Consider the following 25,859-nt stretch of genomic DNA (forward strand, 5'->3'; position numbering starts at 1 on the left):
CGCCGGCCCGTGACAAGGCAAGCTTTGCTTGTGCATGCGACATGCGTAACATTCTCGTTCCTCTCTCGATTTTCGAACGCATAGCGCAACCGGGCCGGGCATGGAGAAGCTGATCGACGAATTCCGCAAGGGCTGGCAGGGCGAGGCACCACCATCGCTCGTTCTCAGCCTCGCCTTCGCGGTCGCCTGCCTGCTGGTTGCGACGCTGGCGCGCTGGGGCCTCGCGCATGTGCGGCCCGACGTCTACTTCACCCCGTATTTCCCGGCCGTGTTCTTTGCCGCCGCATTCGGCGGCTTGCGCATCGGCATCATCACGGCGCTGGTCGGCGGCGTGCTCGGCGTCGTCGTCAATTTCGGCGACGCTTTTGCCGATCGCGCCAGGTTCACCTTGCTGACCCTTTATTGGGGCGTCTCCGCACTCACCATCTGGGGCGTCGAGCATTATCGCACGATGCTGGTGGAGCAGCGCCGGATCTCCAGGCGCCTGATCGAGGAAGAAGAGTATCGCAAGCTGCTGGTCGACGAGCTCCAGCACCGGCTGAAGAACAAGCTGTCGACGGCGCACGCGGTCCTGCACCAGGTGCTGCACGACCAGCCGCAGGTCTGGGCCCGGATCGATCCGCGGCTACGGTCGCTGGCCGCGACCGACGATCTGATCTCGCGGATCGACAAGGGGGGCTGCGACATCCGCGATCTCCTGATCGCTGAGCTCGGACCTTACGGCCATGTCCGCTTCACGCTCAACGGCGACCAGCTGTTCCTGCCGCCGAAGCTCGCGGTCACGCTATCGCTGATGTTTCACGAGCTCGCCACCAACGCGGGCAAATATGGTGCCTTCTCCGCGCCGCGCGGCTTGTTGCAGGTGTCATGGACCGTCAGCGGCGACCGCCTGACCGTGACCTGGGATGAAACCGAGGGCCCGAGCATCGATAAGGTCTCGGAGCCGGGCTTCGGCACAAAGCTGCTGAAGTCGGCGCTGTCGGCTTTCGACGGCAAGTCCGAGGTCTCGTATCTCAAGACCGGCCTGCATTGCATCATGCAATGCCGCATCCCGGAGAACGGCTAGACTCGAAACAAGCGAAAGCGAACGTGAGCTTCGCTTGGAGTTTCGCAGGTGCCGTTGACGCTCTGTTAATGACGATGGGTCGCACGCGTCGCATCGCCGCAAAACACCCCCGTATTTCTGCGGACCCCTTAACCAAACCTAAGAGGGAACCACGCAAGATCGCGCCCATTGCAAAGGCGCGCTGAACAACAAGATTCATGACTTCTATGAACGACAACACATATAACGGCGCGAGCGATGCCGAACTCGGATTTCTCAAGGAAATCGTTAGAATGCTGCCTGCCGGCCTGACCGTGCAGGACGCGCAAGGCAAGCTTCTCCTGGTTAACGATGTCGCGGCCGCCCAGCTCGGCATGGACGGCAGCCGTCCGTCACCCGATCTCGCGCAGCGCCGCGAAGCTTGCGAGCGAGCGCTGAGAGCCGGACAGCCTGTCACCACCGAGGAAGCGCTCCACGACGGGGCCGCACGCCAGGTGCTGCTGACCACCCATCGCCCTGTCAGCCTCGCCGGACGCGAGCTGCTGATCTCGGCTTCCTCCGACATCACCGAGCAGAAGAACTTCGAGGACCAGCTGTTCCGCTCGGCCTATTTCGACGAGCTGACCGGCCTGCCCTCGCGGCGCGTGATCGAGCACCGCGCCAACAGCCTGCTCGCGCAGGGCGGCGCCGGCGAACGCTTCGCGCTGGCCTTTCTCGACGTCGACAATTTCAAGCACATCAACGACTATTACGGCCACGCCGTCGGCGATGCGCTGCTGGTCGAGCTGTCGAAACGGCTCGGGCGGGACTTGCGCGATTCCGACATGCTCTCGCGCATCTCCGGCGACGAATTCCTGCTGCTGCTCTCGCCGATCCAGAGCCAGGAGGAAGTCGCCGAGTTCATGCAATCGACGCTGGAGCGGCTGACCGCACCGTTCTTCATCGACAATTCGGAGCTGTTCGCTTCCACCTCCGTCGGCGTCAGCCTCTATCCCGACCACGGTCGCAGCTTCGAGATGCTGCGCCAGAACGCCGACATCGCGATGTACCGCATCAAGAACGCCGGCAAGGGATCGGCGGCCTTCTTCGATTCCAGCATGGAGCGCGAGGCGCTGGCGCGGATGAAGATCGAGCAGTCGCTGCGGCTCGCCATCCTCGAAAAGCGCTTCTGTTGCGCGTTCCAGTCCAAGGTCGACATCCGCACCCAGGCCGTGAAGGGCATCGAGGCACTGGTGCGGCTGCGCGACGACGAGGGCGTGATCCAGGCACCCGGCTCGTTCATCAACCTCGCCAGCGAGCTCGGGCTGATCGACGAGCTGACCCATCTCGTGCTGGCCGAGATCGTCAAGTCGATCGACCTGATCAACGACACCTTCGGCGCGGAAGCGACCATCAGCATCAACGTCGCGGCCAAGCAGGCCGGCAATCCCGAATTCATGCGCAGCTTTGCGCAGGCGCTGGACGACACCGGCTTTCCCCAGCGCTTCATGATCGAGGTGACGGAAGACGCCTTCGTCGCCAAAAACGATTTCCAGGCCGAGATCCTGCCGATGTTCCGCAAGCTCGGCGTCGGCATCTCGATCGACGATTTCGGCACCGGCTATTCCTCACTCTCGGCACTCGCCGACATCACCGCCGACGAGATCAAGATCGATCGCTCCTTCATCACCGACATCCATAAGCGCCCGCGCAGCCAGGGCATCCTGCGCGCGATCGAATCCTTGAGCGAAGCGCTCGGCATGACCGTGATCGCCGAAGGCCTCGAATCCTACGAGGAGCTGGCCTATCTCCAGGCCGCGACCAAGATCCGCTACGCGCAGGGCTATTATTTCGCCCGGCCGATCTTCCTGGAGGAGCTCAAGCTCGCAACCCCCGTCTCCAGCGAATCCCGCCCCGGCGTGTCCAACCGCCCGATGCAGCAGAACCGCCAGGGCTATTCGCGCGCGAGCGGGTATCGGCGGTAGGTCAACAGCGGCGCCGCACATATCGCTGTCGTCCCGGGGCGCGAAGCGAACCCGGGACCCATAACCACAGGGAGAAGTTGCTGCACGCAGCTCCCACTCCGAGTCTTCGCCAAACCCCTCCCTGGGGGTATGGGTCCCGGATCTGCGCTCACTGCGTTCGCTTGTCCGGGACGACGACCGAGAGTGGAGCGCGGACAAGCGCGTTAACCTCGCCGCGTCGATTCCCCTTTGAAATTACTGCGCTTTTGGTAAGAAACAGGCGGACCTCCCCCGGGGTATGTCATGTCCGCCTCTCACCCAGACGTCAGCGATCCCGCCTATGTCCGCGCGCGGGCGATGGTGACGCTGTTCGAGCGGCTGGAGCATCTGTGCGAGGGCGCGATCGCGATCGATCGCGGCGGGCGGGTCATCTACGTCAACGAGAAATATCTGGCCTCGCTCGGTCTCAAGCAGACGGCGGAAGCGATCGGCCGGCCGATCGAGGAGATCATCCCGAACAGCCTGATGCGGAACGTGGCCGAGAGTGGCGAGCCGATCCTGCTCGACATCATGGAGCTTGGCGGCGAGCAGCTCGTGGTGACGCGCATGCCGATCGAGGACGAGGACCGCAACGTCATCGGCGCGATCGGCTTCGTGCTCTATGACCACCTCGAGAGCCTCAAGCCGCTGCTCGCCCGCGTCGCCCAGCTCGAGAGCGATCTGCGGCTGGCGCGGCGGCAATTGTCCAACGCCCGCGCGGCGCGTTTCACGTTCGCCGATTTCGTCGGCACCACACCGGGAATCGCGCAGGCCAAGGAATTCGCCAAACGCGCGGCGCGGCAGAGCGTGACCGTGCTGCTCACCGGCGAGACCGGCACCGGCAAGGAGCTGCTGGCCCAGGCGATCCACAATGCGTCCTCGCGCGCGGACAAGCCGTTCGTCAGCGTCAATGTCGCGGCGATCCCGGAGACGCTGATCGAGTCCGAGTTCTTCGGCACCGCGCCGGGCGCCTATACCGGCGCCGACCGCAGGGGGCGCGAGGGAAAATTCCGGGTCGCCGACGGCGGCACGCTGTTCCTCGACGAGATCGGCGAGATGCCGCTGCAATTGCAGGCCAAGCTCCTGCGCGTGTTGCAAGAGCGCGAGATCGAGCCGCTCGGCTCGGACAAGATCACCAAGGTCGATGTGCGCGTGATTGCCGCGACCAATGTGGATTTGCGCAAGCGCGTCAGCGACGGCGCCTTCCGCGCCGATCTCTACTACCGCCTCAACGTGCTCTCGATCGAGCTGCCGCCTCTGCGCAAATCCCAGGGCGATCTCCCCGACATCTGCGCGCGGCTGATCGAGGACATCAGTGCTTCCGGCGATTTCCTCCATGCCAGGATCACACCGAGCGGATTGTCGGCGCTCGCGCGCTACGACTGGCCCGGCAACGTCCGCGAGCTCCGCAACGTCCTGGAGCGCGCGCTGATCCTGAGCGATTCCGGGCGCCTGACCGGCGACGATTTCGTCCACATCCTGCCGGTCGGTGCGGATGCCGGCCCGGCACCCGCACAGCGCACGACCGGCCCGGTCGTCCCCTATGCCGAAGCGGAGGCGGAGTTCGAGAAGCAGACGCTCGAGCATGCACTCGCCGCCAGCAACGGGCAGATCTCGGAAGCCGCGCGGATGCTGCGCATCTCGCGCGCGACGTTCTACAAGAAGCTCGCCAAGTTTGGTCTCGCGTCGGGATCGCCGCCTGTCTGACTTTCGAGACGGCACGTGTCCGGAGTCTCGGATTCCTGACAGCGCGATGCCGGCGTCCGGCTGTGCCATTCGCGGATTATCTGCCGCATTTTCAGCCATTCCGACGCAATGCGGCAACTGGCGCAGAGCTTGCTCTGGGCCGGCTTGAGGAAACGCATGGGCTGGTGCGAGACGTGGCATCACGCGGCTTCGCCGACGCGAACGCCGCGGTCGCGGTACGCGCGTCAAGAGACTGTCACATGCGCCTCACGCAAGCTCCGCCTGAAGGTGGAATTGCAATGTTTGCACAGCTGTGCAAATCGCTGTGGCCAAGACAGTTCATCAAGGAGGAACCATCGTGCGTCGATCGCTCATTCTCACAGCAGCCATCCTCGGCCTGGCGGCGAGTACCTCCGCGCAAGCCGACGACCTCAAGGTCGCATTGATCTACGGCAAGACCGGCCCGCTTGAGGCTTACGCCAAGCAGACCGAGACCGGCCTGCAAATGGGTTTCGAATACGCCACCAAGGGCACCATGACGCTCGACGGTCGCAAGATCGTCGTCATCACCAAGGACGACCAGGGCAAGCCGGACCTTTCGAAGGCGGCGCTGGCCGAAGCCTATCAGGACGACAAGGCGGACATCGCGATCGGCACGACCTCGTCGGCAGCAGCCCTCGCCATTCTCCCCGTCGCCGAGGAGAACAAGAAGATCCTGATCGTCGAGCCCGCGGTCGCGGACCAGATTACCGGCGAGAAATGGAATCGCTACATCTTCCGCACCGGGCGCAATTCGTCGCAGGACGCGATCTCGAACGCGGTCGCGATCGGCAAGCAGGGCGTCACCGTTGCGACGCTGGCGCAGGACTACGCCTTCGGCCGCGACGGCGTCGCCGCCTTCAAGGAGGCGCTCGCCAAGACCGGCGCGACGCTCGCCGCGGAAGAATATGCTCCGACCAACACCACCGACTTCACCGCGGTCGGCCAGCGCCTGTTCGATGCGCTGAAGGACAAGCCCGGCCGCAAGGTGATCTGGGTGATCTGGGCCGGCGCCGGCAATCCGCTGGCCAAGCTCCAGGATATGGATCCGAAGCGCTACGGCATCGAGCTGTCGACCGGCGGCAACATCCTGCCGGCGCTCGCCGCCTATAAGAGCCTGCCGGGCATGGAAGGCGCGACCTATTATTTCTATGAGATCCCGAAGAACCCGGTGAACGACTGGTTCGTCGCCGAGCACCAGAAGCGCTTCAACGCGCCGCCGGACTTCTTCACCGCGGGCGGTTTCGCCGCCGCGATGTCCGTCGTCGCCGCCGTCACCAAGGCGAAGTCGACCGACACCGAGAAGCTGATCACGGCGATGGAAGGCCTGGAGTTCGACACGCCGAAGGGCAAGATGGTGTTCCGCAAGGAGGACCATCAGGCGCTCCAGAGCATGTATCACTTCAAGGTCAAGGTCGATCCGAACGTCGCCTGGGCCGTGCTCGAGCCGGTGCGCGAGCTGAAGATCGAGGACATGGACGTTCCGGTCCGCAACAAGCGCTGATATCAAATCTCCTCTCCCCGCAGGCGCGGGGAGAGGATCCCTCCATCTTCCAGAGTTATCCTGATGGCCCTGACGTTAGAGACCCGCGACCTCACCATCCGCTTCGGCGGTCATGTCGCGGTCAACAACGTCACCTGCAGCTTTCGCCCGGGCGAGCTCACCGCCATCGTCGGTCCGAACGGCGCCGGCAAGACCACCTATTTCAACCTGATCTCGGGCCAGCTGCGCGCCTCACACGGCAGCATCCTGTTCGACGGCGCCGACATCACCCAGCATTCCGCGCCGATGCGCACCCGCGCCGGCCTCGGCCGCGCCTTCCAGCTCACCAACCTCTTTCCGAACCTCACCGTGGAAGAGAACGTCCGCCTCGCGGTGCAGGCCGCCAGCGGCACCCATTACGACATGCTCCGGCCCTGGATGGTTCGCCGCGATCTGATCGCCCGGGCCGATGCCATCCTCGACCAGGTCGCACTCGGCAATCGCCGCGGCGTCGCCGCGACTGCGCTGTCGCATGGCGACCAGCGCAAGCTCGAGGTCGCGCTGATGATCGCACTCGAACCCAAAGTGTTCATGTTCGACGAGCCGACCGCGGGCATGAGCATCGACGAGGTGCCGGTCGTGCTGAACCTGATCGCGCAGCTCAAGCAGGACAAGAGCAAGATTATCCTCCTGGTCGAGCACAAGATGGACGTGGTGCGCTCGCTCGCCGACCGCATCATCGTGCTGCATAACGGACAGCTTGTTGCCGATGGTCCGCCGGCCGAAGTGATCGCCTCGCCGATCGTGCAGGAAGCCTATCTCGGCGTCGCACCGAAGAGCGCCGCATGACAGACCTCCTCAAGCTCTCCGGCGTACACACCCATATCGGCCGCTACCACATCCTCCAGGGCATCGACCTCGCGGTCCCGCAGGGCCAGGTCACGATGCTGCTCGGCCGCAACGGCGCCGGCAAGACCACGACGCTGCGCACCATCATGGGCCTGTGGCAGGCCTCGAGTGGCGAGATCAGCCTCGCCGGCGAGCGCATCGAGAGCCGCGCCACGCCCGACATCGCCCGGCTCGGCGTCGGCTATGTGCCGGAAAGCATGGCGGTGTTCTCCGATCTCACGGTGAAGGAGAACCTGGTGCTGGCGGCGCGCGACGGGCCGCTCGACGACACCCAGCTCGACTGGATCTTCGGCTTCTTCCCGGCGCTGCGCCGGTTCTGGCTGTCGCGCGCGGGAAGCCTCTCGGGCGGGCAGAAGCAGATGTTGTCGATCGCGCGCGCCATCGTCGAACCGCGCAAGCTGTTGCTGATCGACGAGCCGACCAAGGGGCTGGCGCCCGCGATCGTGATGGCGCTGATCGAGTGCCTGAAGGAGATCAAGCGCAAGGGCGCGACGATCCTGCTGGTCGAACAGAATTTCTTTGCCGCCCGTGAGCTCGGCGACAACGTGCTGGTCATGGACAACGGCACCATCGTCCATCGCGGCGAGATGGCGGCGCTTGCCGCCGACGTGCCGCTGCAGGAGCGGCTGCTCGGCCTGAGCCTGGAGGCGCATCAGTGACTGAAATCGCCGCAACCGATCCGCTGCCGAAGCCGAAGCGCGACATCGCGCCGATCCTGCTGCCGATCGCAGTCGCGCTTCTCATGATCCCGCTGATCGGATCGACCAGCTCCTGGCTGACGCTGACCGCTGCGAGCCTCGCGATGGGCATGATGATCTTCATCATGGCCTCCGGCCTGACGCTGGTGTTCGGCTTGATGGATGTGCTCAATTTCGGCCACGGCGCCTTCATCGCGGTCGGCGCCTATGTCGCAACGCTGGTGCTGGCGCCGTTCGCGGCTTCCATGCAGGCGGATTCGCTCTGGATCAACCTTGCGGTGCTGGCGCCGGCGGCGCTGCTGTCGATGGCGGTATCAGGCGCGCTCGGCCTGGTCGTCGAGCGCGTGCTGATCCTGCCCGTCTACGGCCAGCATCTGAAGCAGATCCTGATGACGACCGGCGGCCTGATCGTCGCCGAGCAAACGCTCTATGCGCTGTGGGGGCCGCAGATCATCCCGATGCCGCTGCCGACATCGCTACGCGGCTCCTTCATCCTCGGCGACGTCGCGATTGCCAAATACCGCGTGCTGGCGATGCTGATCGGCCTTGCGGTCTTCATCGCGATCCAGCTCGTGCTCAACCGCACCAAGCTTGGCCTGCTGATCCGCGCCGGCGTCGAGAACCGCGAGATGGTCGAGGCGCTCGGCTACCGCATCCGCCGGCTTTTCCTCGGCGTGTTCATGACGGGCTCGGCGCTCGCCGGCCTCGGCGGCGTGATGTGGGCGCTCTATCGCGAGCAGGTCCATGCCTCCATGAGCGACGATCTCACCGTCCTGATTTTCATCGTCGTGATCATCGGCGGCCTCGGCTCGATCGGAGGCTGCTTCATCGGCGCCATCCTGGTCGCGATGGTCGCCAATTACGGCGGCTTCCTGGTACCGAAGCTCGCCCTCGTCTCCAACATCCTGCTGATGGTCGCCATTCTGATGTGGCGACCGCGCGGCCTCTATGCGGTGACCAGCCGATGATGATCCTGTCAGGCGATCCGCCGCGCAGCCGCGTGCTCACGCTCGTTCTCGTCGTCATCATCCTCGCGCTGGCGGCGACGCCGTTCCTGTTCCCCGGCGCCAAGGCGCTGAACGTCGCGGCCAAGATCTGCGTCTTCGCCGCGCTGGTGGCGTCCTACGACCTCCTGCTCGGCTATACCGGCTCGGTGTCGTTCGCCCACACCATGTTCTACGGCATCGGCAGCTACGCGATCGCGATCGCGCTGTACGGGATGGGGCCGAACTGGGCCGCGGTCGCAACCGGCATCGTCGTCGGCCTGCCGCTCGCGGCGCTGCTCGCGCTCGCGATCGGCCTGTTCTCGCTGCGGGTCGCCGCGATCTTCTTTGCCATGATCACGCTCGCGGTCGCCTCCGCCTTCCAGGTGCTGGCCTCGCAGCTCTCCTGGCTGACCGGCGGCGAGGACGGGCGCAGCTTTCAGCTGCCCGAACTGCTTCGCCCCGGCACGGTGCTGATTTCCAAGAACCTGTTCGGCTTCGAGATCAACGGCCGCATCCTCACCTTCTACCTGGTGTTCGCCGTCTCGGCCCTGATGATCCTCGCTCTGTTGCGTGTCGTGAACTCGCCGTTCGGGCGCGTGCTCCAGGCGATCCGCGAGAACCGGTTTCGCGCCGAGGCGCTCGGCTTCCGCACCGTTTTCCACCTGACCTACGCCAACTGCCTCGCCGCGCTGGTCGCCGCCAGCGCCGGCATCTTGAACGCGTTGTGGCTGCGCTATGCCGGCCCCGACACCTCGCTCAGCTTCTCGATCATGCTCGACATCCTCCTGATGGTCGTGATCGGCGGCATGGGCACGATCTACGGCGCGATCATCGGCGCCACCATCTTCATCCTCGCCCAGAACTATTTGCAATCGCTGATGGGCGTCGCCTCCAAGGCGGCGAGCGAAGCCGGCCTGCCGCTGCTGCCGGGGCTGCTGCATCCCGATCGCTGGCTGCTGTGGCTCGGGCTGCTGTTCATCGCCAGCGTCTACTTCTTCCCGACCGGCGTGGTCGGCCGGCTGCGCAATGTCGGCAGCGGCAAGAGTGCGGGCGCCTCGCATTAGGCTGCGGTTAATGATGCAGCGCAGCGATTGCTGCGCCCGTCATGCAACCGCGAAGTGATTCACGCCTGGATGCACGCTGGCGCAGCTGCGCAACCGGATTAATGCTTAGGTAACTGGCTTTCCTAAGGTTTGCGCCATTTGTGCGGTGTAATCCTGTTCCTCCAGGGAGGGGGAATGGGCCAAGTCTTGTCAGGGGTCGCAGCCGGAATGTCCTTAGCCGTGAAGAACGGCTGGGAGGCAACGATGCGGCGCGGACCGGTGCTGTGGCTGACCCTGTGCGGTGTGCTGCTGGTCGCGGGCATCTTCGCCGTGACCGCCATGGCCGTCGGCGAATTCCGCGAACGGACCCTGGCCAACCGCGAGCGCGAGCTGGAAAACACGGTGCAGCTGATCGCGCGGCACTTTGACCAGCAGTTTGAAGATTCGGACGTCGTCGCTGCCGACCTGATCGGCCAGATGAATCTGCCGGAGATCACCTCACCCGCAATGTTCCGCGAGCGGATGTCCGGGCCTGCCGCAAACCAGATGCTGCGCGGCAAGATCAGCGCGGTATCCTACCTCGGCGACATCGTGATCTACGACGCGGAGGGCGAAATCGTCAATTGGTCCCGCGCCCAGCCGCTACCCAAGATCAACGTCGCCTCGCGCGCCTATTTCCAGACCTTCAAGTCGAACCCGCGATCCGAGCCGGTGCTGCTGGAATCCGTGCGCAGCTACCTCATCGACAAATGGACCACGGTCGTCGCGCGGCGGTTGAACATGCCGGACGGCACGTTCCTCGGCGTCATGGTGCGCCGGATCGATCCCGACAACTATCATCACTATTTCGCTTCCGTCGCGCTCGGCGAAGGCGCGGCCATCTCGCTGTTCGATCGCGAAGGCAAGATGCTGGCCCGGTACCCGCATGTCGAAGAGCTGATCGGCAGGAATTTCAAGGACGCCCCGCTGATGCGCAAGATGCTGGCCGAAGGTGGCCGGCACACGCTGCGGGTCAAGGGTCCGATCGACGGCGAGGATCGCCTCGGGTCGGCGGCCTCGCTTTCGCATTTCCCCCTGGTCATCGTCGCGACCAACACCACGAGCGCCGCGTTGGCGGACTGGCGGCAGCAGACCGGCTTCATGGTCACCACGGCGACGCTTTCGGCCACCGTGATCGCGCTGATCCTCTTCCTGATCGTTCGCCAGATCAATCGTCAGAACCGCGAGTCGCAGGAGCGGCTGGAAGCGGAGCGGCGGCGGCTCGACACCGCTCTGAACAACATGTCGCAAGGGCTGATCCTGTACGACGCCGCCGGATACATCGTCACCTGCAACCGCCGCTACGCCGACATGTTCGGCCTTTCCACTGATGTCATCAAGCCCGGCTGTCACATTCGCGATGCCATGAACCACCGCAAGGAGCGTGGCTCGTTCAGCGGCGACGTCGATGCGTTTTGCGCCAATGTGATGAGGGTCGTCGCCGAAGGCACGGTTTCCACCAGGATCCACGAGCTGCCCAACGGCCGCGCCTTCCAGGTCATCAACACCCCGCTCGTGCAGGGCGGATGGGTCGCCACGATCGAGGAGATCACCGAGCGGCGCGATCTGGAGCAGGAACGCGACCGCAACTACATGTTCCTGCGCGAGATCATCGATCACATCCCCTCGCAGATCACGGTGAAGGACGCACAGACGCGGCAATATCTGCTGGTCAACCGGAGCGCCGAGGAGCAATTCGGCAAATCGGGTGAAGACATCGTCGGCAAGGCCCCCTTCGACATCTACCCGCATGACGTAGCCAGGCTCGTCACCGAGGACGACACCGCGGCGCTCCAGGCCCCAACGGGGATGTTCAAGGACGAGCATCCCTGGCCAAGCCAGACCAAGGGACTGCGCCATATCACTTCGACCCGGATCGGCATTCGCGACAAGTCCGGCGAGCCGCGCTACCTCATCAGTGTCGTCGAGGATGTCACCGAGCGGCGGCGCGCCCATGAGAAGATCGCGCATATGGCGCATTACGATGCGCTGACCGACCTGCCGAACCGTACGCTGTTCCGCGAACAGATCGAACGCGAGCTGGCGAAGGTCGCCGATGGCTGCCAGTTCGCGCTGCTCTATATCGATGTCGACGAATTCAAGGGCATCAACGATTCGCTCGGCCATCACGTCGGCGACGAGCTGCTGAAGGCGATCGCGACCCGCCTCCGCGGCTGCCTCAAGCGCGGTGACCTGATCGCACGGCTCGGCGGCGACGAATTCGCGGTGATCCAGACCGGGATCCAGTCTTCTGCGGACGTGCTGTCATTCGTGACGCGGATCTACGAAGCGATCCGCCAGCCCTATCATTGCCTCGGCCACCAGCTCTCCACCGACGCCAGCATCGGCATCGCGCTGGCGCCGCAGGACGGCACCGACCTCGACCAGCTCATCAAGCACGCCGACCTTGCGATGTACGGCGCCAAGGCCGAGGGGCGCCGCACCCACCGCTTCTTCGAGCCGGAGATGGACGCGAGCGCCAAGGCGCGCCTGACCATGGAGCAGGATTTGCGCCAGGCGCTGGTGAATGGCGGCTTCGAGATCCACTACCAGCCGCTGGTCGACCTGCGCACCAACGGCGTGTCGGGCTGCGAGGCGCTGCTGCGCTGGCGGCATCCCGAACGCGGCTGGGTGTCGCCGGCGGAGTTCATCCCGGTCGCCGAGGATACCGGCCTGATCAACGAGCTCGGCGACTGGGTGCTGCGCATGGCCTGCAACGAGGCCGCGACCTGGCCGACGCATGTGCGGATCGCGGTCAACGTCTCGCCGGTGCAGCTCAAATGCGACACGCTGGCGCTGCGGATTGCGGGCGCGCTCGCCGCTTCCGGACTCGACCCGCGCCGGCTCGAGCTCGAAATCACCGAGGCCGTGCTGATCCGCGACGACGAGGCCGCGCTCTCGATCCTGCACCAGCTCCGTTCCATCGGCGTGCGCATCGCGCTCGACGATTTCGGCACCGGCTATTCCTCGCTGAGCTATCTGAAGCGCTTCCCGTTCGACAAGATCAAGATCGACCGCTGCTTCGTCGCCGACATCGCGGAGACCAGCGGCGCGCCGGTGATCGTGCAGGCGGTGGTGAACATTGCCGCTGCCAGCAACATGACCACGGTCGCCGAGGGCGTCGAGACCGAGGCGCAGCGCGAGATGCTGCGCGCGCTCGGCTGCACGGAGATGCAGGGTTATCTTTTCAGCAAGCCGAAGCCGGCCGCCGAAGTGCGAAAGCTGTTCGGTCCGAACAATGCCGTGCCGGTGGCGGCGGTCGCCTGAAATGGCCAGGCCGAGGAAAGCGTCCACTAAAGCCGTCGACGTCGCGGATTCCTATGCCGTGCGGCTGATGCAGCATCTGGTGGTGCCGACCTTCGTGATCGACCCGAAGCGCCGCGTCGTGATCTGGAACAGGGCCTGCGAGCGGCTGACCGGCCTCGCCGCCTCGGAGGTGATCGGCACGACGAAACACTGGCAGGCCTTCTACGAGACCAGGCGCCCGTGCCTCGCCGACCTGGTCGCGCTCGACCGTCCCGAGCAGCTGCCGGAATTTTATTCGGAATATGCCGCGCGCGGCCACAACGGGCTCGGCTTTTCCGCGGAGAACTGGTGCGTGATGCCCAAGCTCGGCAGCCAGCTCTATCTCGCGATCGACGCCGGCCCGATCCACGACGAGGCCGGCCATCTGATCGCCGTGGTGGAGACGCTGCGCGACCTCACCGACCAGAAGCGCGCCGAGACCGCGCTCAAGGAGCTCGCGACCAAGGACGGGCTGACCGGCCTGTCGAACCGCCGCGCCTTCGACCAGATGCTGATGACGGAATGGGCCCGCGCGCAGCGGACGCAGAAGCCGATGGCGCTGCTGTTCGTCGACGTCGATCATTTCAAGCTGTTCAACGACCGCCACGGCCACCAGAGCGGCGACGAATGTCTGCGCGCGGTCGCGGATGTCGTCAGCCGGCATGCCACCCGTCCGCTCGACCTCGCCAGCCGTTATGGCGGGGAGGAGTTCGCGTTGATCCTGCCGGACATGGATTGCGATCCCGCCTGCGTCATCGCCGAGGAGATCCGCCGTGCCGTCATGGCCTTGCGGATCGCCCATGGCGCCATTGGAGCCGGCGACCACCTCACCCTCAGCGTCGGCGTCGCCAGCCATATTCCCGGCGAAGCCGATGGCGGCCCCGACCGGCTGTTGGGTGCGGCCGACGAGGCGCTCTATGCGGCCAAACGGCTCGGCCGCAACCGCGTCATCTGCGCCGAACGCGTGCTTGCCGAATTCGCCTGTCACGGCCGGGAGCCGGTTCCTGGCCGCGCCGCCCGCAAATCGGCCTAAAATCTCCCGGCGAGAAGCGGTTGCCCGCCCCCCGCCAATCGGCTAAATGAGGCCTCGTTGCACCCGTAGCTCAGCTGGATAGAGCGTTGCCCTCCGAAGGCAAAGGTCACACGTTCGAATCGTGTCGGGTGCGCCACTTCGTGGCGCGGTTTTCCCAATCGGCTTTCTTCTCGTCGCCCGACCGCTAGCGGTCAATGCTTCACGGCTCCAATGCGCAGCGTCTGCTCTGCCCAGAGCACCCGCTCACGTCAGCATCGAGATGATCGCCTGGACCTGATCGGACGCCGACGTCACCAGTCCGTCATACGACGTGTGCCCCTGCGCGGCAGCCTTCAAAATGCATTCGGCAACGGCGGCTTTCAGACCGAACACCGACTGATGGGCCGGCACGCTCGCCATCACGGTCTCGAGTGCCTGACGCATGGTCTGAATGAGCTCGGAGCTGTATTGCATGGGCTGTCCTCTCCACGCCCATATAGGATCGCGTGCCTAGGCCTGCCACTCACAAGCCTGAGACTGCTCTTTGATGAACCTTCGACTGAACGCCTCAATTCAATCGCCAGATGGCCGCATTGAGTACGCCGGCAAACGCGACCCAGGCTGCGTAAGGTACGAACAATGCGGCTGCCAACCTGTCCCGTGATGTCTCGAGACTGATGTAAGTCACGATCGCGACGAACAGGCCAATGAGGATGACGAGCGCGGCTCCGATCTGATGCATCGTGAACATCACCGGAGACCAGATGAAATTGAGAGCCAGCTGCGCGACCCAGACCTGCATCGCTTTACCCGATGGCTCACGGCGAAAGGTCCGCCAGCCGGCGACAGCGATCAGGATATAAAGGATCGTCCAGGCCACCGGAAACGCCCAGTTCGGCGGCACGAAACCCGGTTTGGCAAGGCCCGCATACCAGTCTCCGGGAAGATTGGTCGCACCGATCAGCCAGCCGATGCCGACCACGGCGACGACGAAGAACGACAACTGAAGCATCCATCTCCTCGCGCTTCCCCCTGCCCGATTGTATCATCCTTCCATGAGCGAATCCGACACGGTGACGGGCGACGCCTCGCCCGTCCGCAAGATCATCCATATCGACATGGATGCCTTCTATGCGTCCGTGGAACAGCGCGACAATCCGGACCTGCGCGGCAAGCCGGTCGCCGTCGGAGGCTCCGCGGAGCGCGGCGTTGTCGCGGCCGCCAGTTACGAGGCCCGCAAGTTCGGCGTTCGCTCCGCCATGCCATCGGTGACCGCGAAGCGGCAATGTCCCGATCTCATCTTCGTCAAGCCGCGCTTCGAGGTCTACAAGGCGATCTCCCGGCAGATCCGCGACATCTTTGCCGAGCACACGCCCATCATCGAGCCGCTGTCGCTCGACGAGGCCTATCTCGACGTGACCGAAAACCTGCAAGGCATTCCGCTGGCGCGGGACGTCGCACTTCGGATCCGCGAGAAGATCAAGGCCGAGACGGGTCTCAACGCCTCGGCGGGCATTTCCTACAACAAGTTTCTGGCCAAACTCGCCTCCGATCATCGCAAGCCGAACGGCCAGTTCGTGATCTCGCCGGAGATGGGACCCGCCTTCGTCGAGACGCTGCCCGTCGGCAAGTTCCACGGGATCGGCCCGGCAACGAGTGCGAAGATGAACGCGCTCGGCCTGTTTACCGGGCTCGACATCCGTAACCAGACGCTTGAATTCATGAATGCGAACTTCGGCAAGTCGGGCGCCTATTACTACTGGATCTCGCGAGGTGTCGACGAACGGCCGGTCCGGGCCAACCGGATCCGCAAATCGATCGGCGCGGAGACCACGTTCTCGACCGATCTCAGTGAATTCGACGTGCTGGTCGCCGAGCTAAAACCTCTCGTCGACAAGGTCTGGCGCCATTGCGAGGCGACCGGCAACCGGGGGCGCACCGTCACCCTCAAGATCAAGTTTGCCGACTTCGAGATCATCACACGCAGCAGGTCCGTCACAGCGCCGGTTGCAGGCCGGGACGAACTGGAGCGTTTGGCCTGCGGGCTGCTCGAAGTCGAGATGCCGCTGCCCAAGCGCGTCAGACTGCTCGGGGTATCGTTGGCCGCCCTCCAGATCGGCGACGATGCGGAGCCGCAGTTGACGTTCGGCATTTGAACCGGACCGGAGGCCTTCGAACGCGGCCTCTCGCTCCGCGGCGCAGCTCCAGACCCGTCGTAGACGGTGGCGGGATTTTCACGCCCGCCACCGATGAAAATCGATCCGCCCGGACCAATCAATGCCTCACGTGCTCGAACACGACGATCACGCCGGTCGGCTCGGGTTCGTGGGCCATCAGGCGTGTCAGATCCGCGTCGCTCCAGTCGGCGAGGCTGACGACCTCGCCAGTCTCACGCTCTGCATTGAGCGACGGGGTCGGCTCGAGCACCTTCAGGCCCGTCTCATCGACGAAGAAGGTGTGCTCGCCGAACATGCTGTTGAGTTGCGGCATGGCGGGATGCTCGTCGGGCAGCACCTGAGCGCCGAGTTGGTTGACGGTCTGCTTCACCTGTTCGGATGTGAGCTTCATGGGCTGCTCCGTTTCTGTCGTGTCGGGTTGCATTGAGTTGAGCCAGAACGGGCGTTCCCTGCGCCGCTGTTTCGCCTGGCTCAAACTCCCGAACGGGTGCTGCGCACAAATGTTCCGGAAAAATGTATTTCGTGATCGCAGGCTGCATCCGCCGCGCTCGCGGCACGGGATTGCCACACGATGTCCACGATCCGGCGGCGTTACTCGGCGGCTTCGACGATCCTGATATCGCGGTCCGCGCCGTCACCCAGCGCGTCGTGCGCAACCTTGTAGGCCGGGCTTTCATACGCCGCCCTGGCGCTCGCGACGCTGTCGAACTCGATGAGGACGACGCGTTCCATCTGGCCAAGCTCGAACGCCGCAGCCGGCATTCCGCGCGCGAGCACGCGGCCGCCGGCCGCCTCGATCGCCGGGCGTGACAGTTTTGCGTAAGCCGCCATGGCGTCGGGGTTCTTGATCGCGCGATAGGTGGCAACCCAATAGGCTTTTGCCATTCTTGTTCTCCTGGTTTCTCGTGACCTAGTGATCGCTGCGATTCTCGCCGACCGACAGCGCGCAGATGCGTGACAGATAGGTGTAGGGCAGACCGGTCTCCTCGGCCCAGGCGTTGAACTGCGCCTGCACCTTTGCAAGATCGCCCTTTGACTTGACCTCTTCGGCGATGTCGAGGCCGGCATCGCGCAGGCAGACCACCACGTCCCTGGACGTCACAAAACCGTCCCAGCCGACGAAGCGCAGCAGCATCTGGCCGGTGTTGCCACCCAGGCGGCTGCCGCGCTTGGTGAGGAGGTCGAGCAGGCCGATCTCGTTGGATGGCGGCCACTTCGCCAGAAACTTTCCGAAGCTGCCGTGCTCCTTCGCGATCTCCTGCACGAAGGCGGCGTTGTCACGCACCGACATGATCTTGGCGCCGTTGCGCACGATGCGCGCATCGCGCAGCAGGCTTTCCCAATAATCCTCGGGCTGGAAGATGAGCTTGGCCGGCTGGAAGCGCAGAAAGGCGGCTTCAAAGCCATCCCATTTCGAATCGATCACGCTCCAGGCAAAGCCGGCGCAAAACACCCGTTTGGTCATCTCGGCGAGAATGCGATCGTCGCCGAGCTTTGCCAGACCCTTCAAGTCGGGCTTGTCAGGCATCAGCTTGTCCAGCGCCTCGGGGCCGCCCTTGCGCTTCTCGGCACGGGCACGAATGGTCTTGAAGGAGGTCATGCGGACACCGCGTTGAGGGTGCGCCACGACATCAGAATTCGATGGTCCGGTCCAGCCCTGCGGCGCCCGGGCACTTGCGCAAGCCAGCGCGCCGCAGCATGCTGCCGTTCATTGGACTGACGGAAACGGGCCGTTCTGGTCTGCTTCTTGCTTGATAGCATTTTGGAATTCCCGGACATTTTCATCGCGAACGGATTTTCGATGCGCTGCCTCGTCGTGGCCGACCTGCACTATTCGCTGCCGCAGCTCGATTGGCTCGTGAGCGCGGCTCCGCAATTCGACCTCGTGATCTTCGCCGGCGATGCCCTCGACATCGGCTCGATGGTGGATTTTCGCGCGCAGATCGTGGTGGTGAAGAAGTACCTCGCGCTGCTCGCGGCGCAGACCCGCGTGATCCTCTGCTCCGGCAATCACGACCTCGACGAGCGCAATGCGGACGGCGAAAAGATCTCGCGCTGGATTTCGGAGGTGCGCGAGTTGGGCATTGCCTGCGACGGCGACAGCCTCGCCATCGGCGACACGCTGTTCACGGTGTGCCCGTGGTGGGACGGGCCATTGGTCCAGCAGCGCATCGCCGAGCAGCTGCGCGATGCAGCCATCAGGCGGCCGCAGCGCTGGATCTGGGTCCATCATGCGCCACCGGCGAATTCGCCGACGAGCTGGGGCGGCAAGCGCTTCTTCGGCGATGTCGAGCTGGTGCAGTGGATCATGCAGTACCAGCCGTCGATGGTGATCTCGGGCCATGTGCACCAGTCGCCCTTCATTGCCGACGGCTCGTGGTTTGACCGGCTGGGCCAGACCTGGGTGTTCAACGCCGGCCTGCAACCGGGCCGGCCGCCGACGCATATCGTGCTGGATCTCGATGCGAGCCAGGCGTTCTGGCTGGCGGCGGGCGAAGCGCAGTGGATCGACCTCAATGCACCGCTGAAGCGGCCGGCGTCCTATGTCGAGGCGCCACCCGACTGGCTCACATCCTTGGATCGGATTCCCGATCCGAGCCTGGCGAAACCTCGAGCGGCGGCAGGTTGATCATGCTCTGGAGCACTTCGCCGACCATGGCCAGATGCGTGCCGTGGCCGGCATATTGCCGCTTGAGATCGGCGAGATAGGTGTTGGCGGCGTTGAGCCGCTGCGCCAGCGTGCGCGCGAGCAGCAGCGCCACCTCCGGCCGCTGGATGAGGAACGACGCCGCGTCCTCGAATTCATAGATGACCGAATCCGAGCAGGCCCGCACCGTCGCGGTATGCGGCAGCCCGAGCAGCACGGACATCTCGCCGAACACCGCGCCGGGCTCGGCGATGGTCGCGACCACCATGTCGCTCTTGAGCACCTCGAGCTTGCCTTCCACGAGCACGTAGAGGTGGCCGCTGCTGGTGCCGCCCTCGGTGACGACGAGCGTGCCGGCCGCAACCTGCCGCTCGGTCCCGCCGCTGCAATGGTCCAGAACTGCGCGCATCGCCAAAGACTCCCGTCAGGGGAGACACTAGAGCACGATCCGCATCGCGCGCTTGCTCAAATTTGCGGCAAGCCCGGCTAGCGCGACAGGCGCTTTGCGAGATGAACCGACTGCCAGTCTCCGAGACCGGTGTCCTCGAAGCCCGCCTTCTTCGCAAGACCACGCATTTCGGCATTTGCCCGTGCGGTCTCGGCTGCGATCATCGCGTGACCGAGCCCGCTCGCGCGCATCTCCATCGCCGTCATCATCCGAAGGCCGAGACCCGTGCGCTGGAACGCATCGGCGACCGAAATCGCGAACTCGCCATGCCGTGCCGCGGCATCGTAGGCGTAATGGGTTTCGCCGATGATCATGCCCTGCCCCTCCTGCCCGAGCTCCGCGAGCAAGGTGAAATGATCGGGATAGCCGGCCCTGGCGACGCATTCGGCCGCGACAATGGCAAAGTCCGCCCGCGCGCCCATGAAGCGCTTGTTGCGCGACGTCGCGGAAAGGCTGGTGAAATAGACCGAGAGGCCTTCGACATCGGACACGCCGGCGGGCCTGATGCGGACCGTGCCCTTTGCTTCGGCTGGCGCGACAACGGCATCCAGCAATGACTGTGACATGCGCGAGGCTCCCGGCAGGTTGCGTGGCTTGCAACACCTAGCCGAGGCCGCGCATTTGCCGCTTGGACATTGCTGCCAATCTTGCGGCCGAAAACGAACAGTGCGTTGCCCTGCGCCGCGCGTCACACACGGGCGACGTTCAAGCCGCCTCGCGCGTGCCGACACGCCGTTCTGGCCGTGCGGCCGTCATCGACTGCTCCTCGCCGTCCTGCGGCGCGCCCCAGAATTCCCGCACCGTCGGCCCCCATTTGAGCCGTCGCGCGCGCAAGAATTCAAAGATCTCGTGCGGCCAGACCCTGCGGCCCATCTGCGTGTACCAGCGCATGGCGTGACGCAGGCCCGCATCGGGCTGGAGCAGCACGCGCCAGATCGCCTTGGGGCGGCACTGCAGCACCATCTCCGTGAACTTGAACCAGACCAGCACGCGCCACGGCGCCATGTAACGCGTGGCCAGCACCTGGTGCTTATAGTCCCAGCGGCGGCGATCGGGCTGGATCACGCGGCGGTCGGCGGCCAGCCGGAAATACGGCGTCCAGCGGTGCGGCGTGACGTAGAGCAGCTGAACCTGGTCGGGATCGTAGGCGAGCAGCTGCTTCAGGCCGCGCCAGTGATCGCGATCGGTCTCCTCCTCGAACCCGACCACCCAGGTCGCCATCGACAGGATGCCGTGCTGCCGCAGCAGGCGAATGGCTTCGCGGTCGGTGGCGGTGGTGGCGCCCTTGCGGATCAGCTCCAGGGTCTTTTCGTCGGTGTTCTCCAGCCCGAGCAGGAAGCGCTGCCATCCGGCCTTCTTGTAGAGATGCAGGATGTCGGCATCGCGCACGATGTCGTCGGCGCGGGTCGAGCCGACCAGGATCAGATCGACATTCTCGGCGATCAGCGCCTCGAGGAAGGCGCGCCACGCCTTTTTGGACACGGTCGGATTTTCGTCGGCGAAGTTGATGACCTTGACGCCGTGCTCGCGATGCAAGCGCGCCAGCTCCCTGGCGAAGCGCACGGGATCGCGATGGCGCCAGCGCGTCCAGAAGCCGCGCTGGCCGCAGTAATTGCACAGATGCGGGCAGCCGCGCGAGAACTGCACGACCACGGCACGCAAGCCGCCCCAATAGCTGTAGCGCGCGTGATCGATCAGCTCCCAGCCGATGCGATAGGCGTCGAGGTCCGCGATCACAGGTGCCGGCGGCGTCGCGCGCGGACCGGTGGCGTCGCGAAACGCGATACCGGCGATGCCGTCGAGATCGTGGCCGTATTCCAGCGCCCGCATCAGGCGGCGCGCGGTGTCCTCGCCCTCGCCGCGCACGATGGCGCTGACATAGGGCTCGTCGCGCAATATGTCGCGCCAGTGATAGGTCGGGAACACGCCGCCATAGACGATCAGCACGCCTGGCCTTGCCTTCACCAGGGCCTGGGCAATCTCCGCGATCACGGGATGCCCGGAGGTCGAGCCGGAATGCCCGAACAGCACGGCATCGGGGGCGAAGCGGTTCGCTGCGCTGATGATCTCCGCGACCGGCATCGGGCCGAACTCGGCATCGATCAGCCGCACGGTGTGACCGTCGTCGAGCAGCGGACCGCCGATCGCGAGCAGGCCGAGCGGCGGCAGATGGTCGTCCGGAATCCGGCTGCCGATCGAGGGATGAGGCACGTTGACGAGAAGAACACGCATGGACTTTCGCTCCCGCTTTGGTTGGCGTGATCGTCCGTCCCACTTCCTTTGATGAAGCCCAATCCCCCGACTGAACCCTAAGACGTCAAGCATCACTGCCGCGGAGACCCTTGCTCTGCTCCGCCTGCAGCGTCACACCCGGGAAAGTGAAGGCACCTCCTCCGGCATGATCGCCTGGAGGCCGCCGAAGCGGCGCTCGCGGCCATGGAAGGAGGCCAGCGCCGTGGCGAGGTCGCCCGAATCGAATTCAGGCCACATCCGCTCGGTGAAATGCAGCTCGGCATAGGCGCCTTCCCAGAGCAGGAAGTCCGACAGCCGCTTCTCGCCCGAGGTGCGGATGATGAGATCGACGTCGCGAAGGCCTGCCTCGCCGGTGACGAGCTGCGAGAACGCCTCGCGCGTGAGGCTGGTCAGTGCCGCCGCCTTGGCCGCTGCATTGAGAATGGCGTCGCGCGCGGAGTAGTCGACGGCGATGCGCAGGTGCAGCGCGCTGCCGCGTGCGGTTGCGTCTTCGGCACGCGCGATCGCATTGGCGATGCCGTCGGGCAGGCGGTCGCGGCGGCCGATCACGCTGAGACGCACGCCGTTCTTGACCAGGCTCTGCACCTCGTTGGCGAGATAGAAGCGCAGCAAGGTCATGAGCGCAGCGACTTCGGCTTTCGGCCTCCGCCAATTGTCGGTGGAGAAGGCGTAGAGCGTCAGCGTGCCGATGCCCTGCTTGGGCGCGGCCTCGACGATGCGCCGGATCGTTTCGACGCCGGCCTCGTGGCCGCGCACGCGCGACAGGCCGCGGCGCGTCGCCCATCGTCCGTTGCCGTCCATGATGATGCCGACGTGAAGCTTCTCGTTGCGAGAGGTCATGTCACTTTGCATTGCAAAGTCTCCGGTCAAAAAGGGGGGAATCAGGTCGAGACGATACCGAGACGGCCAAGCGGCGGCGGCGCCTCTCGGCCGGCGGCCTTGGCGGCGTCGCGCACCAGGCGTTCGAGCACGGCGAGATAGTCGAGGAACCGGCGGCGGCCGGCCTTGGTCAGGCGGCAGGTGGTGTGCGGGCGGTTGCCCTCATAGCCCTTGGTCACCTCGACGAGGCCGGCCTCCTGGAGCACGGCGAGATGCCGGCTGAGATTGCCGTCGGTGAGGCCGCAGAGCTGCTTGAGATCGGCGAATGCCAAGCCCTTTGGATGCCCCATCAGCGAGGTCAGAAGCCCGAGCCGCGCCTTCTCGTGGATGACGCGGTCGAGCCCTTCATAGGAAAAGGGTGCGCTGTCAGTCTTCGACATCATGGTCTCCGGACGCGAAATACAGAATGCCCGCCATCACCGACTGCCCGATCAGGAAAGGCAGTCCCATGGTCCATGGCGACAGCGTATGGGTTTGGCTCGCCAACGCCAGCACGGCGAAGCCCGACACGAAATACCAGGCGCCGGCGAGCGCGACGGTGCGCGGCAGCGAGCGGACGGACGCGAAAATACCGAGCGACACCAGGATCTGCCACAAGCCCGGCAGCAGCCACAGCGTCTCGGCGGCGAACTTCCACATCACCACCGCAAGCAGCACGCCCGCAACACCTGCGGGCAGGAACTGCTCGACCGCCTGGTGGATCATGGCATCGGCAAGACCGGAATGATGGCGGCGCAGGCGCGCGCGCATCTCGATGCCGATCATCAGGCCGGACAGCGCGGCGGCAATGAACCAGCCGAGGAAAAAGCCGAGCGGCTCGCTGGTGGGATCGCCGAGCAGCCAGAATTGCAGGATCGCCCTGACGAGGGCGACGGCGCCGGTCGCAGCCATCGTCGCCGGACCATAGCCGCGGAACGCCGTGCCCGCCGCAATCTGATTGCGGATCGCCACGATGTCAGCCAGCGCCTTGTCCAGATCGCGCATTGGCAACGCCAAAACCCCGCTCCGCCCATAGATGGGGACTGCTCGCCCCCGTCACTTTGTATCGCAAAGTATATAGCATCGCAAAGTAAAGGCAAGCCGGAAAGTTGCCGGCACGGGATCAGATCCAGACGAGCAACCGCCGGTTGCGCAGGCCATCCTCTCGCAGATAAGATGGGTCCAAAAGCGTTCCGGGGGAAAGTTATGTGGCTCAAGTCATTGGTCGTTGCGCTTCTGTTGCAGGTGGGTGCCGCAAGCGTCGCATATGCTGCCGGGCCATTCGGCAGCGTCAATGTCGGCAACTGGATCGGCGGCGCCTTCAGCAATGACGCGACGGGAGACTTCTCTCACTGCGCCGCGACGACGCCCTATGCCAACGGTGTCATCCTCGTCGTGAGCCAAAATGCCGCCGGCACGTGGTCACTCGCCTTTGCGAGTCCCAGCTACCGCTTCAACAAGGGCGAGAATGCCGCGATCGACGTGACCTTTGACGGGCAGGAGCAGGCCAGGCTGTACGCTACGGCGTACCAGCCCAACATGCTCACGGCCATCATGCCGGTCAATGTGGTGCGCACGTTTCAGAAGGCGAGCCTGATGGTCGCAACGGCCGGCCGCGCCGTCCTGAATTTCGACCTGACCTCGACCGGGCCGGTGATCGCCGCATTGGCCAATTGCGTCACCAAGGTAAAGGCCGACGGCCTCAACAAGGCCGGTGACTTCACCAAAGTTGCGGCGAAGCCGCAGACCGCCCCGGACAAGCAGGGATCACCGCCGGCCGGCGGCAAGCCGACCCGATCCAAGAGCGGCACTGGCTTTGTCGTGAGTCCCAGTGGACACGTCGTCACCAACAATCACGTGATCAGCGGGTGCGTCGGTGACATCAAGGGCAACCTCACCGGCGAGGCCGCGATGACGTTGCGCGTCGTGTCGAGCGATGCCAACAACGACCTCGCCTTGTTGCAGGCGCCGTCGACAACGACCTTCAAGGACTTTGTTCGGATCCGCGACCGCTCGATCCGCTCGGGCGATTCCGTCGTCGCGATCGGTTTCCCCTACCACGGGATGCTGACCTCGGATTTCACGGTGACGACCGGCATCGTGAGCTCGCTCAGCGGCCTGCGCAACGACACGCGTTTCCTGCAAATCAGCGCACCCGTGCAGCCCGGCAACAGCGGGGGCCCGCTGTTCGATACCGCCGGGCAGGTCGTGGGCGTGGTCACCGGAAAAGTCGACGCGCTCCGTATCGCCGTTGCGACCGGCAACATTCCCGAAAACATCAACTTCGCGATCAAGACCGGCGTGCTGCGCGACTTCCTCGACAATTCCGTGGTGCCCTACCAGACCGCGGAGCCGAAGGGCGAACTCAAGACCACCGACATCGCCGGCAACGCGCGACCGTATACGATGCTGATCTCGTGCAACGGCACGGAACAGGCCGACGCGAAGCGGTAGTGGCTGAGGCCGGCTGCGTAGCCCGGATGGAGCGCAGCGCAATCCGGGCTACGGCCTCACCACGAACTCACCCGTGGCAGCACGCCGCCTTCGCCGCCTGCGGCGCATACTCGTCGTGCAGACGGACCCAGTCCATCGGATAGGGCAGGCCGTCCTCGTGGCGACCGAGCGGGGTGAGATCGAGATATTGATAGGCCGCGTTCATCATGTCGAGACCGCGGGCGAAGCATGAATAGGTATGGAAGATCTCGCCAGCGTCGTTGCGGTAAAACACGCTGATGCCGGGCAGCTCCGGACCGTAGAACGGCGTGGTGCCGAAATTGTATTTCGGCACGCCCTTGTCGATCTGCTCGCGTGTGAACGAGACCTCGTAGTCGTAGTTGAAGTCGTTGCTTCCCGACGAGACCCAGTCGAAGGTCCAGCCCATCCGCGCCTTGAAGGCTTCGAGCTTGGCGCTGCGGGCCAACGAGATCGCAACCGTGCTGGTGTCGCGCGCGGCGAGGTGCGGCACCATGCGATCAAGACCGTCGGCCCAGAACGAGCAGCTCTTGCACGCGGCCTCCCAATCGGGCGCGAACATCACATGCTGCACCACGAGCTGCGGGCGGCCCCTGAAGAGGTCGCCGAGCGTCACCTTGCCGTTCGGTCCGTCGAACACATAGTCCTTGTCGACCTTCACCCAGGGCAGTGCGCGGCGCTGCTCGGCAAGGCGCTCGCGCGCCTGGCTGAGCTCCTTCTCGTGCGCCAGATGGGCCTTGCGGGCCGCGATCCATTGCTCGCGCGAGACGATCTGATGTTGCTGCATGGTATCCTCC

General features: G+C 64.8%; 25 protein-coding genes and 1 tRNA gene. 14 read left to right on the forward strand and 12 right to left on the reverse strand.

Annotated elements, in window-relative coordinates:
- Positions 1–100: 100 nt before the first annotated feature.
- The 11 genes from NLM25_RS43620 to NLM25_RS43670 all read left to right on the forward strand — a co-directional run bounded on the left by NLM25_RS43620 (position 101) and on the right by NLM25_RS43670 (position 14,364).
- A complete protein-coding gene (locus tag NLM25_RS43620) occupies positions 101–1,066 on the forward strand; it encodes a sensor histidine kinase (RefSeq protein WP_254141051.1) in 966 nt (321 codons plus the stop codon).
- Positions 1,067–1,272: 206 nt separating this feature from the next.
- Complete coding sequence (locus NLM25_RS43625) at positions 1,273–3,009, forward strand: bifunctional diguanylate cyclase/phosphodiesterase (RefSeq protein WP_254141052.1); 1,737 nt, start codon at positions 1,273–1,275, stop codon at positions 3,007–3,009.
- Between the two features lie 282 nt (positions 3,010–3,291).
- Positions 3,292–4,734: a sigma-54-dependent Fis family transcriptional regulator gene (locus NLM25_RS43630; RefSeq protein WP_254141053.1), complete on the forward strand. Its 1,443-nt coding sequence runs from the start codon at positions 3,292–3,294 to the stop codon at positions 4,732–4,734.
- Positions 4,735–5,071: 337 nt separating this feature from the next.
- Positions 5,072–6,256: a substrate-binding domain-containing protein gene (locus NLM25_RS43635; RefSeq protein WP_254141054.1), complete on the forward strand. Its 1,185-nt coding sequence runs from the start codon at positions 5,072–5,074 to the stop codon at positions 6,254–6,256.
- 63 nt (positions 6,257–6,319) lie between these two features.
- On the forward strand, positions 6,320–7,084 hold the full coding sequence (locus NLM25_RS43640) for an ABC transporter ATP-binding protein (protein ID WP_254141055.1): 765 nt from the start codon (positions 6,320–6,322) through the stop codon (positions 7,082–7,084).
- Complete coding sequence (locus NLM25_RS43645) at positions 7,081–7,803, forward strand: ABC transporter ATP-binding protein (RefSeq protein WP_254141056.1); 723 nt, start codon at positions 7,081–7,083, stop codon at positions 7,801–7,803. Before NLM25_RS43640 ends, NLM25_RS43645 begins: the two co-directional genes overlap by 4 nt.
- Positions 7,800–8,810: a branched-chain amino acid ABC transporter permease gene (locus tag NLM25_RS43650; protein WP_254141057.1), complete on the forward strand. Its 1,011-nt coding sequence runs from the start codon at positions 7,800–7,802 to the stop codon at positions 8,808–8,810. The genes NLM25_RS43645 and NLM25_RS43650 overlap by 4 nt, the downstream gene beginning before the upstream one ends.
- Positions 8,807–9,892 (forward strand): branched-chain amino acid ABC transporter permease, encoded by a 1,086-nt coding sequence (locus NLM25_RS43655; RefSeq protein WP_254141058.1) that lies wholly within the window; start codon positions 8,807–8,809, stop codon positions 9,890–9,892. Before NLM25_RS43650 ends, NLM25_RS43655 begins: the two co-directional genes overlap by 4 nt.
- A 174-nt stretch (positions 9,893–10,066) precedes the next feature.
- Positions 10,067–13,177, forward strand: a complete 3,111-nt coding sequence (locus NLM25_RS43660) for an EAL domain-containing protein (protein WP_375167873.1) — start codon at positions 10,067–10,069, stop codon at positions 13,175–13,177.
- Between the two features lies 1 nt (position 13,178).
- Entirely contained in the window at positions 13,179–14,228 is a 1,050-nt protein-coding gene (locus NLM25_RS43665; protein ID WP_254141060.1) for a diguanylate cyclase, read from the forward strand.
- 59 nt (positions 14,229–14,287) lie between these two features.
- Positions 14,288–14,364: transfer RNA gene (locus NLM25_RS43670), tRNA-Arg, on the forward strand.
- Positions 14,365–14,471: 107 nt separating this feature from the next.
- Here the strand turns inward: NLM25_RS43670 and NLM25_RS43675 are convergent.
- Together NLM25_RS43675 and NLM25_RS43680 are read right to left on the reverse strand one after the other, a co-directional pair.
- The gene (locus NLM25_RS43675) at positions 14,472–14,681 is read right to left on the reverse strand and encodes a hypothetical protein (RefSeq protein WP_254141061.1); all 210 of its coding nucleotides are present in this window, start codon (positions 14,679–14,681) and stop codon (positions 14,472–14,474) included.
- A 94-nt stretch (positions 14,682–14,775) separates the two neighbouring features.
- Positions 14,776–15,219, reverse strand: a complete 444-nt coding sequence (locus tag NLM25_RS43680) for a TspO/MBR family protein (protein WP_254141062.1) — start codon at positions 15,217–15,219, stop codon at positions 14,776–14,778.
- 43 nt (positions 15,220–15,262) lie between these two features.
- Here NLM25_RS43680 and dinB point away from each other — a divergent pair, with 43 nt between their 5' ends.
- Positions 15,263–16,363 (forward strand): DNA polymerase IV, encoded by a 1,101-nt coding sequence (gene dinB, locus NLM25_RS43685; RefSeq protein ID WP_254141063.1) that lies wholly within the window; start codon positions 15,263–15,265, stop codon positions 16,361–16,363.
- Between the two features lie 118 nt (positions 16,364–16,481).
- Here the strand turns inward: dinB and NLM25_RS43690 are convergent, their stop codons facing one another.
- The 3 genes from NLM25_RS43690 to NLM25_RS43700 form a co-directional block, all read right to left on the reverse strand.
- A complete protein-coding gene (locus NLM25_RS43690; RefSeq protein ID WP_254124085.1) occupies positions 16,482–16,775 on the reverse strand; it encodes a hypothetical protein in 294 nt (97 codons plus the stop codon).
- A gap of 200 nt (positions 16,776–16,975) precedes the next feature.
- Positions 16,976–17,269, reverse strand: coding sequence for a DUF1330 domain-containing protein (locus NLM25_RS43695; RefSeq protein ID WP_254124086.1), 294 nt, complete (start codon positions 17,267–17,269; stop codon positions 16,976–16,978).
- Between the two features lie 25 nt (positions 17,270–17,294).
- On the reverse strand, positions 17,295–17,984 hold the full coding sequence (locus NLM25_RS43700) for a DNA-3-methyladenine glycosylase I (RefSeq protein ID WP_254141064.1): 690 nt from the start codon (positions 17,982–17,984) through the stop codon (positions 17,295–17,297).
- 201 nt (positions 17,985–18,185) lie between these two features.
- Between NLM25_RS43700 and NLM25_RS43705 the strand changes: the two genes are divergently transcribed.
- Positions 18,186–19,013 carry a metallophosphoesterase gene (locus NLM25_RS43705; protein WP_254141065.1) on the forward strand — a complete coding sequence of 276 codons (828 nt, stop codon included), beginning with the start codon at positions 18,186–18,188 and terminating at the stop codon, positions 19,011–19,013.
- Here NLM25_RS43705 and NLM25_RS43710 read toward each other — a convergent pair.
- From NLM25_RS43710 to NLM25_RS43735, 6 genes are all read right to left on the reverse strand, one after another.
- Positions 18,952–19,440: a Crp/Fnr family transcriptional regulator gene (locus NLM25_RS43710; protein WP_254124089.1), complete on the reverse strand. Its 489-nt coding sequence runs from the start codon at positions 19,438–19,440 to the stop codon at positions 18,952–18,954. The two genes, NLM25_RS43705 and NLM25_RS43710, sit on opposite strands and share 62 nt — an antisense overlap.
- Positions 19,441–19,517: 77 nt before the next feature.
- A complete protein-coding gene (locus NLM25_RS43715) occupies positions 19,518–20,045 on the reverse strand; it encodes a GNAT family N-acetyltransferase (protein ID WP_254141066.1) in 528 nt (175 codons plus the stop codon).
- A 139-nt stretch (positions 20,046–20,184) separates the two neighbouring features.
- A complete protein-coding gene (gene bchE / locus NLM25_RS43720) occupies positions 20,185–21,711 on the reverse strand; it encodes a magnesium-protoporphyrin IX monomethyl ester anaerobic oxidative cyclase (RefSeq protein WP_254141067.1) in 1,527 nt (508 codons plus the stop codon).
- Between the two features lie 132 nt (positions 21,712–21,843).
- Entirely contained in the window at positions 21,844–22,584 is a 741-nt protein-coding gene (locus NLM25_RS43725) for a di-trans,poly-cis-decaprenylcistransferase (RefSeq protein WP_254141068.1), read from the reverse strand.
- A 29-nt stretch (positions 22,585–22,613) separates the two neighbouring features.
- Positions 22,614–22,991, reverse strand: a complete 378-nt coding sequence (locus NLM25_RS43730) for a transcriptional regulator (protein WP_254124092.1) — start codon at positions 22,989–22,991, stop codon at positions 22,614–22,616.
- Positions 22,978–23,595 (reverse strand): hypothetical protein, encoded by a 618-nt coding sequence (locus NLM25_RS43735; protein WP_254141069.1) that lies wholly within the window; start codon positions 23,593–23,595, stop codon positions 22,978–22,980. The genes NLM25_RS43730 and NLM25_RS43735 overlap by 14 nt, the downstream gene beginning before the upstream one ends.
- Positions 23,596–23,796: 201 nt before the next feature.
- Between NLM25_RS43735 and NLM25_RS43740 the strand changes: the two genes are divergently transcribed.
- A complete protein-coding gene (locus NLM25_RS43740; RefSeq protein WP_254141070.1) occupies positions 23,797–25,044 on the forward strand; it encodes a S1C family serine protease in 1,248 nt (415 codons plus the stop codon).
- Between the two features lie 67 nt (positions 25,045–25,111).
- Here the strand turns inward: NLM25_RS43740 and NLM25_RS43745 are convergent, their stop codons facing one another.
- A complete protein-coding gene (locus NLM25_RS43745; protein WP_254141071.1) occupies positions 25,112–25,849 on the reverse strand; it encodes a DUF899 domain-containing protein in 738 nt (245 codons plus the stop codon).
- Positions 25,850–25,859: the final 10 nt, after the last annotated feature.

The organism is Bradyrhizobium sp. CCGB01, assembly GCF_024199795.1.
Classification (GTDB): Bacteria; Pseudomonadota; Alphaproteobacteria; order Rhizobiales; family Xanthobacteraceae; genus Bradyrhizobium.

Bases quoted from the DNA above. Each gene is read 5' to 3' on its own strand.
- NLM25_RS43620 (WP_254141051.1), top strand. From the start codon at position 101: ATGGAGAAGCTGATCGACGAATTCCGCAAGGGCTGGCAGGGCGAGGCA.
- NLM25_RS43625 (WP_254141052.1), top strand. From the start codon at position 1,273: ATGAACGACAACACATATAACGGCGCGAGCGATGCCGAACTCGGATTT.
- NLM25_RS43630 (WP_254141053.1), top strand. From the start codon at position 3,292: ATGTCCGCCTCTCACCCAGACGTCAGCGATCCCGCCTATGTCCGCGCG.
- NLM25_RS43640 (WP_254141055.1), top strand. From the start codon at position 6,320: ATGGCCCTGACGTTAGAGACCCGCGACCTCACCATCCGCTTCGGCGGT.
- NLM25_RS43645 (WP_254141056.1), top strand. From the start codon at position 7,081: ATGACAGACCTCCTCAAGCTCTCCGGCGTACACACCCATATCGGCCGC.
- NLM25_RS43655 (WP_254141058.1), top strand. From the start codon at position 8,807: ATGATGATCCTGTCAGGCGATCCGCCGCGCAGCCGCGTGCTCACGCTC.
- NLM25_RS43660 (WP_375167873.1), top strand. From the start codon at position 10,067: ATGGGCCAAGTCTTGTCAGGGGTCGCAGCCGGAATGTCCTTAGCCGTG.
- NLM25_RS43665 (WP_254141060.1), top strand. From the start codon at position 13,179: ATGGCCAGGCCGAGGAAAGCGTCCACTAAAGCCGTCGACGTCGCGGAT.
- NLM25_RS43675 (WP_254141061.1), bottom strand. From the start codon at position 14,681: ATGCAATACAGCTCCGAGCTCATTCAGACCATGCGTCAGGCACTCGAG.
- NLM25_RS43680 (WP_254141062.1), bottom strand. From the start codon at position 15,219: ATGCTTCAGTTGTCGTTCTTCGTCGTCGCCGTGGTCGGCATCGGCTGG.
- dinB (WP_254141063.1), top strand. From the start codon at position 15,263: ATGAGCGAATCCGACACGGTGACGGGCGACGCCTCGCCCGTCCGCAAG.
- NLM25_RS43690 (WP_254124085.1), bottom strand. From the start codon at position 16,775: ATGAAGCTCACATCCGAACAGGTGAAGCAGACCGTCAACCAACTCGGC.
- NLM25_RS43695 (WP_254124086.1), bottom strand. From the start codon at position 17,269: ATGGCAAAAGCCTATTGGGTTGCCACCTATCGCGCGATCAAGAACCCC.
- NLM25_RS43700 (WP_254141064.1), bottom strand. From the start codon at position 17,984: ATGACCTCCTTCAAGACCATTCGTGCCCGTGCCGAGAAGCGCAAGGGC.
- NLM25_RS43705 (WP_254141065.1), top strand. From the start codon at position 18,186: ATGCGCTGCCTCGTCGTGGCCGACCTGCACTATTCGCTGCCGCAGCTC.
- NLM25_RS43710 (WP_254124089.1), bottom strand. From the start codon at position 19,440: ATGCGCGCAGTTCTGGACCATTGCAGCGGCGGGACCGAGCGGCAGGTT.
- NLM25_RS43715 (WP_254141066.1), bottom strand. From the start codon at position 20,045: ATGTCACAGTCATTGCTGGATGCCGTTGTCGCGCCAGCCGAAGCAAAG.
- bchE (WP_254141067.1), bottom strand. From the start codon at position 21,711: ATGCGTGTTCTTCTCGTCAACGTGCCTCATCCCTCGATCGGCAGCCGG.
- NLM25_RS43725 (WP_254141068.1), bottom strand. From the start codon at position 22,584: ATGCAAAGTGACATGACCTCTCGCAACGAGAAGCTTCACGTCGGCATC.
- NLM25_RS43730 (WP_254124092.1), bottom strand. From the start codon at position 22,991: ATGTCGAAGACTGACAGCGCACCCTTTTCCTATGAAGGGCTCGACCGC.
- NLM25_RS43735 (WP_254141069.1), bottom strand. From the start codon at position 23,595: ATGCGCGATCTGGACAAGGCGCTGGCTGACATCGTGGCGATCCGCAAT.
- NLM25_RS43740 (WP_254141070.1), top strand. From the start codon at position 23,797: ATGTGGCTCAAGTCATTGGTCGTTGCGCTTCTGTTGCAGGTGGGTGCC.
- NLM25_RS43745 (WP_254141071.1), bottom strand. From the start codon at position 25,849: ATGCAGCAACATCAGATCGTCTCGCGCGAGCAATGGATCGCGGCCCGC.